Annotated in this window: 2 protein-coding genes, 1 tRNA gene and 2 rRNA genes (1 of these 5 only partly in view); 4 read left to right on the top strand and 1 reads right to left on the bottom strand. The window is 65.3% G+C overall.

Annotated features, from left to right (window positions below; all coding sequences use genetic code 11):
- The 4 genes from B1H29_RS10035 to B1H29_RS10020 form a co-directional block, all read left to right on the top strand.
- Nucleotides 1-2,673, top strand: a 23S ribosomal RNA gene (locus B1H29_RS10035) (it extends 449 nt beyond the left edge of the window).
- 87 nt (nucleotides 2,674-2,760) lie between these two features.
- Nucleotides 2,761-2,877: ribosomal RNA gene (gene rrf / locus B1H29_RS10030) — 5S ribosomal RNA — on the top strand.
- 114 nt (nucleotides 2,878-2,991) lie between these two features.
- On the top strand, nucleotides 2,992-3,654 hold the full coding sequence (locus tag B1H29_RS10025; protein ID WP_055419914.1) for a DegT/DnrJ/EryC1/StrS family aminotransferase: 663 nt from the start codon (nucleotides 2,992-2,994) through the stop codon (nucleotides 3,652-3,654).
- Nucleotides 3,655-3,731: 77 nt separating this feature from the next.
- Nucleotides 3,732-3,807: transfer RNA gene (locus B1H29_RS10020), tRNA-Thr, on the top strand.
- Between the two features lie 56 nt (nucleotides 3,808-3,863).
- Here the strand turns inward: B1H29_RS10020 and B1H29_RS10015 are convergent.
- Entirely contained in the window at nucleotides 3,864-6,614 is a 2,751-nt protein-coding gene (locus tag B1H29_RS10015; protein WP_055419998.1) for a SpoIIE family protein phosphatase, read from the bottom strand.
- Between the last annotated feature and the right edge of the window lie 365 nt (nucleotides 6,615-6,979).

Here is a 6,979-nt window from a genome sequence, read left to right as displayed (position 1 = left end):
AGACACCCAAGTAGCACGGGGCCCGAGAAATCCCGTGTGAATCTGGCGGGACCACCCGCTAAGCCTAAATATTCCCTGGTGACCGATAGCGGATAGTACCGTGAGGGAATGGTGAAAAGTACCGCGGGAGCGGAGTGAAATAGTACCTGAAACCGTGTGCCTACAAGCCGTGGGAGCGTCGGACATCAAGCTTGCTTGGTGTCTCGTGACTGCGTGCCTTTTGAAGAATGAGCCTGCGAGTTTGCGGTGTGTTGCGAGGTTAACCCGGGTGGGGAAGCCGTAGCGAAAGCGAGTCCGAACAGGGCGGTTCAGTAGCACGCTCAAGACCCGAAGCGGAGTGATCTAGCCATGGGCAGGTTGAAGCGGCTGTAAGAGGTCGTGGAGGACCGAACCCACCAGGGTTGAAAACCTGGGGGATGACCTGTGGTTAGGGGTGAAAGGCCAATCAAACTCCGTGATAGCTGGTTCTCCCCGAAATGCATTTAGGTGCAGCGTCGTGTGTTTCTTGCCGGAGGTAGAGCACTGGATAGGCGATGGGCCCTACCGGGTTACTGACCTTAGCCAAACTCCGAATGCCGGTAAGTGAGAGCGCGGCAGTGAGACTGTGGGGGATAAGCTCCATGGTCGAGAGGGAAACAGCCCAGAGCATCGACTAAGGCCCCTAAGCGTACGCTAAGTGGGAAAGGATGTGGAGTCGCACAGACAACCAGGAGGTTGGCTTAGAAGCAGCCACCCTTGAAAGAGTGCGTAATAGCTCACTGGTCTAGTGATTCCGCGCCGACAATGTAGCGGGGCTCAAGCGTACCGCCGAAGTCGTGTCATTGCAGCAATACGGCCAACGCCGGCTGTGATGGGTAGGGGAGCGTCGTGTGCCGGGTGAAGCAGCCGCGGAAGCGAGTTGTGGACGGTTCACGAGTGAGAATGCAGGCATGAGTAGCGATACAAACGTGAGAAACGTTTGCGCCGATTGACTAAGGGTTCCTGGGTCAAGCTGATCTGCCCAGGGTAAGTCGGGACCTAAGGCGAGGCCGACAGGCGTAGTCGATGGATAACCGGTTGATATTCCGGTACCCGCTGTGAAGCGTCAAACATCGAGCATCGTGATGCTAAGGCCGTGAAGCCGTTCCGGACCCTTCGGGGAAAGGAAAGTGGTGGAGCCGCCGGACCAAGCGGTTAGTAGGTGAGTGATGGGGTGACGCAGGAAGGTAGTCCATCCCGGGCGGTGGTTGTCCCGGGGTAAGGGTGTAGGCCGTGCGGTAGGTAAATCCGTCGCACATGTGGCTGAGACCTGATGCCGAGCCGATTGTGGTGAAGTGGATGATCCTATGCTGTCGAGAAAAGCCTCTAGCGAGTTTCATGGCGGCCCGTACCCTAAACCGACTCAGGTGGTCAGGTAGAGAATACCGAGGCGTTCGGGTGAACTATGGTTAAGGAACTCGGCAAAATGCCCCCGTAACTTCGGGAGAAGGGGGGCCATTCCTGGTGATGAGATTTTCTCTCTGAGCTGGGGGTGGCCGCAGAGACCAGCGAGAAGCGACTGTTTACTAAAAACACAGGTCCGTGCGAAGCCGTAAGGCGATGTATACGGACTGACGCCTGCCCGGTGCTGGAACGTTAAGGGGACCGGTTAGCTCCATTTCGGTGGGGCGAAGCTGAGAACTTAAGCGCCAGTAAACGGCGGTGGTAACTATAACCATCCTAAGGTAGCGAAATTCCTTGTCGGGTAAGTTCCGACCTGCACGAATGGCGTAACGACTTCTCGACTGTCTCAACCATAGGCCCGGTGAAATTGCACTACGAGTAAAGATGCTCGTTTCGCGCAGCAGGACGGAAAGACCCCGGGACCTTTACTACAGTTTGATATTGGTGTTCGGTTCGGCTTGTGTAGGATAGCTGGGAGACTGTGAACTCTGGACGCCAGTTCAGGGGGAGTCGTCGTTGAAATACCAGTCTGGTCGTGCTGGATGTCTAACCTGGGTCCGTGATCCGGATCAGGGACAGTGTCTGATGGGTAGTTTAACTGGGGCGGTTGCCTCCTAAAGAGTAACGGAGGCGCCCAAAGGTTCCCTCAGCCTGGTTGGCAATCAGGTGTTGAGTGTAAGTGCACAAGGGAGCTTGACTGTGAGACCGACGGGTCGAGCAGGGACGAAAGTCGGGACTAGTGATCCGGCGGTGGCTTGTGGAAGCGCCGTCGCTCAACGGATAAAAGGTACCCCGGGGATAACAGGCTGATCTTCCCCAAGAGTCCATATCGACGGGATGGTTTGGCACCTCGATGTCGGCTCGTCGCATCCTGGGGCTGGAGTCGGTCCCAAGGGTTGGGCTGTTCGCCCATTAAAGCGGTACGCGAGCTGGGTTTAGAACGTCGTGAGACAGTTCGGTCCCTATCCGCTGTGCGCGTAGGAGTCTTGAGAAGGGCTGTCCCTAGTACGAGAGGACCGGGACGGACGAACCTCTGGTGTGCCAGTTGTCCTGCCAAGGGCATGGCTGGTTGGCTACGTTCGGGAGGGATAACCGCTGAAAGCATCTAAGCGGGAAGCCTGCTTCGAGATGAGGACTCCCACCCCCTTGAGGGGTTAAGGCTCCCAGTAGACGACTGGGTTGATAGGCCGGATCTGGAAGCACCGCAAGGTGTGGAGGTGACCGGTACTAATAGGCCGAGGGCTTGTCCTCAGTTGCTCGCGTCCACTGTGTTGGTTCTGAAACCACGAACAATCAGACCTGTGTTGGTCACCGGGTTGGTTGTCTGTTTCATAGTGTTTCGGTGGTCATAGCGTAGGGGAAACGCCCGGTTACATTTCGAACCCGGAAGCTAAGCCTTACAGCGCCGATGGTACTGCAGGGGGGACCCTGTGGGAGAGTAGGACGCCGCCGAACAATCATTCAAAGGGTTGGACCCGGAGCTTCGGTTTCGGGTCCAACCCTTTTTTGTTCTCCGTCACTTGAAGTTCACGTTGCGCTACGACCATCACTCGTATGGGTACTGCAGCAATGCTCAGGGCCGCCGGCATAGGAGTCGGCGACGAGGTCGTCGTACCTGCCTTCGGGAACGTGGAACTCGCCGAGGCCGTGGCCTTGGTCGGCGCGTTGCCGGTGTTCGCCGACATAGATCCGGATACGTACTGTCTGGACGCCTCCTCCGTGGAGGCGGCGCTGACGTCCCGTACCGCGGCCGTGGTCGCCGTACACCGGTTCGGGCGGCCGGCGGACATGAGGCCGCTGCACGGTGTCGGGCAGCGGCACGGACTGCTCGTGCTGGAGCAGGGCGAGTCCGAGATGCCGTACGACGAGACGGCGCAGCGCAGGCAGCGGGCGGCCTATCTCGACGGGAAGTTGAGGGGCGTGCGTACCCCGGACTGGGGCGAGGGGCACACGTACCAGCAGTACGTGGTGCGGGTGCCGGGCAACGGTCGGCCGGATCGTGACGCGTTCGCCCGCGCCGTGAGGGTGAGGGGAGTCGAGTGCCGGGTGCCGGTGAAGACGCCCGTGCACAGGATGCCCGGATTCCGGCGGTGCGTGTCCTTGCCGGAGACGGAGCGGGCCGCCGACGAGACTCTCGCGCTGCCCGTCGACGCCTCGTTGACCAAGCGGGACATGCAGCGGATCGTGTCCGCCTGCAATGCCCTGGGAGGCCTTCTGCAGCCGGCCTTCTGAAAGCCGTGGTTGGGAGCACCGGTCTGTTCGGGGTATGATCTATCCCGTTGCCGCGAGGGAATCCTCGAAAGCGACCGGCCCCTATAGCTCAGTCGGCAGAGCGTCTCCATGGTAAGGAGAAGGTCAACGGTTCGATTCCGTTTGGGGGCTCCACCGCGAAAGGCCCCGCCCGATTGGGCGGGGCCTTTCGCATGCCCTGGTCCGGCGCGTCAGTCCGTGTGCGGCTCAGGGACGCGCATCGCGAGGATCGCCATGTCGTCGGACGGGGCGTCCGACGCGAAGCGCTCGACCGCGCGCATGATGCGGGCCGCCACCGCGCCGGCCGTCAGGCCCGTGCACGTGGTGAGGACGTCGGCGAGGCCGTCGTCGCCCAGCATGCGCGTGCCCTCGCGGCGTTCGGTCACGCCGTCCGTGACACAGAGCAGGACGTCGCCCGGGTCGAGGGTGACCGTCTCCTCGTACAGCTCCAGGTCCTCGATGACGCCGAGGAGGGGCTGCGGCTCCGCCGCCGGTTCGACCGTGCCGTCCTGACGCAGACGGAGCGGGAGCGGGTGGCCCGCGCAGACCACCTTCAACTCGGCGCTGCCGTCCTCCTGCGGACGCATCTCGCCGTACAGCAGCGTGAGGAAGCGGCTGCGGGCGCCCTCGTCGAGGATGGCCGAGTTGAGGCGCTCCAGGACAGCCGGGCCGCTGAGGCCCTCGCGGGCCAGCAGACGCAGGGCGTGCCGGGCCAGGCCCGTTACGGCCGCCGCGTTCGGGCCCGTACCGCAGACGTCGCCGATGGCGAAGCCGTAGGCGCCGTCACTGATGGGGAACAGGTCGTAGAAGTCGCCGCCGACCTCGTTGCCCTCACCGGCCGCGCGGTAGATGACCTCGACTTCGACGCCGTCGATCAGGGGGAGCTCGGGCGGCAGCAGGCTGCGCTGGAGGGACTGGCTGATGGCCGTCCGCTCCGAGTAGAGGCGGGCGTTGTCCAGAGCCAGCGCGGCACGGCGGGACAGGTCCTCGGCCAGCTCCAGGATCTCCTGGCGGAAGTGCTCGTCGGTGGGTTTGCCGAGCGTGAGCATGCCGATGACGCGGTTGCGGGCGACCAACGGGAGGACCACGGTCTCGCCGCCCACCGCGGAGGCGGTGGTCAGGGTCGGGCCGATGCCGGAGCGTAGCGGGGGCGTGGGACCGCCGCTGAGGCCCAGGTCGCGCATGGAGGTACGCAGCGCCGCCTGGTGTGCCAGCTCGCCGGGAGCCGTCCAGACGCGGGCGCCCGGGGACGGGACCGGGTCGGGCGGGGCGATCTTGGACAGCAGGGACTTGATGCCGTCGATGAGCTCCTCGTCCTCGTGCAGGACGTAGGAGAGGTACGGGTCCGAGGCCTGGTCGGCGATCGTGTAGACGGCGCACCAGGTGGCCAGGGTGGGGACCGTCATCTGGGCCATCAGGGCCAGGGTCTGGTCGCGGTCCAGGGTGCCGGCGAGGAGGTCGGAGGCCTCGACGAGGAAGCTGAGGGAGCCGCGGCGCAGGCGCTCCAGCTCGCCCAGGCGGGCCGACTCGACGGCCAGGGCGATGCGGTCGGCGGCGAACTGGAGGCGCAGGGCCTCCTCGTTGGAGTACCGGCCGGCGGACTCGGCCGCGACGCCGAGGGAGCCGGTGAGGCGGCCCTCGACCTTGAGGGGGACGGTGACGACCGAGCGCATACCGGTGCCGTTCAGCAGCGGGACGGCACCGGGGACCACCGCGAGGTCGTCGTGGACGGCGGGCATGCGGGCGGAGCCGTAGCGGCCGGGGCCGGCCTCGACGGGGACGCGGGCGAAGCGCTGGCGGGCGGAGGGCAGGCCCGTGGACGCGCGGACCTCCAACTCCGTTTCGTCGTCGGTCGCCAGGAGGAGGAAGGCGGCGTCGGCGTCGAGCATGTCGCGGGCGCGTTCGACCGTGCGCTGGAGGAGCCCGTCGAGGTCGTCCGGGGCGGGGGAGCCGATGAAGACCTCGAAGGGATCGGCGCTCTGGCTTTCGGAGGAGGAGGAGTCGGAGGCCGGCGCGCGCAACGGGGTCTGCAGGACGGCGCGTTCGTCGTCCCGGACCAGGAGGCAGACCGTGGAGGGTTCGCCGCCGGCGTCGCGGACGCGGAGGTGGGAGGCGTAGACCGGGGTGATGCGGCCGTTGGCTCCCCTCATGCCGTAGCTGCCCTCCCAGCGGGAGAGTTGGAGCGCCTCGGCGATACCGGTGTTGGTGCCCGGCGTCTGGGGCCAGGCGGCGAGGTCGGTGAGCGGCTTGCCGATGACCTGGTCGGCGGGGTAGCCGAAGAGTTCCTCGGCGTCCTCGTTCCAGGACGTGACGGCGCCGGTGCGGTCGATCTGGACGACGGCGACGCGGACGCGGGCGTCGGCGAGGGGGAGCACGTCGACCGGGAGGGAGGGGCCGGCGGCGCGGGTGCCGACCGGGCGCTCCGGGAGGTGGAGGTGGAACCAGACGTTCTTCAGCGTGGGCGTGTACTCCACGCCCCACCGGTCGGCCAGGGCCGCGCACAGTTGGAGGCCGCGGCCGCCCTCGCGGTCGAGGCTGCCCATGGTGGCGGGGGAGCCCTGGAGGGGGACCTCGCGCTCCGGGTAGTGGTCGGCCACCTCGATCCGCACGCCGTCGTCGCTGCGCAGGCACACGACGTCGGCGGTGGTGCCGGCATGCACCACGGCGTTGGTCACCAGTTCGCTGGTGAGCACCACGGCGTCGTCGACGATGTCGGCCTGGCCCCAGCCCTGAAGCGTGTCCCGGACGAAGGACCGGGCGCTCGCCACCGATCGTCCGACGGGCTCGAAGCTGGCGGCCGCGCGCGCGGTGATCACAGAACTCCTCGACCCTCTCTCCCCGTGCACGGCCCCATGGCCGACCGGCTCGCGCCGCTGCTGCGGCAGTCCACCCGTCGGCCCGGGATCCGGGGGCTGCTCCCCCGGGATCAGTCCGGTGGTCATGTTCCGGCCGCCCCTCCGATGCCCGCTCGTCTCCGTGCCACCGCCCAGGCCGGACAGACCGGCACGGCTGGACAGCCGCATGCAAGGTTACTTACCTTCGCCGTCGCTGCGGATGCCGGTCTGCAGTGTTTCCGCCCAGAGGGTGTGCGGACGATGTGCGAAGCTGCCGAACTGTTATGGCCTGGTTCGGCCGGGGTGAAACACTGGGCAAGCTTCTTATGAAGGTCCGGGCAGGTTGAATGCGCACCATGTGCGACGGGCAGCAGCCCGGAAGCGGTCGGACCAGCCGGTCCGGATCGTGTGGCAGCACAGAATGTACGCGGCAGTAACCGGTTCGCCGAGTGGTGGCGGCCGGGCACAGCGGT

The organism is Streptomyces pactum, assembly GCF_002005225.1.
In the GTDB taxonomy this organism is placed as follows: Bacteria; Actinomycetota; Actinomycetes; order Streptomycetales; family Streptomycetaceae; genus Streptomyces; species Streptomyces pactum_A.
The sequence above is the reverse complement of the archived record's forward strand: the minus strand, read 5'-3'. Positions and strand labels throughout refer to the sequence as shown.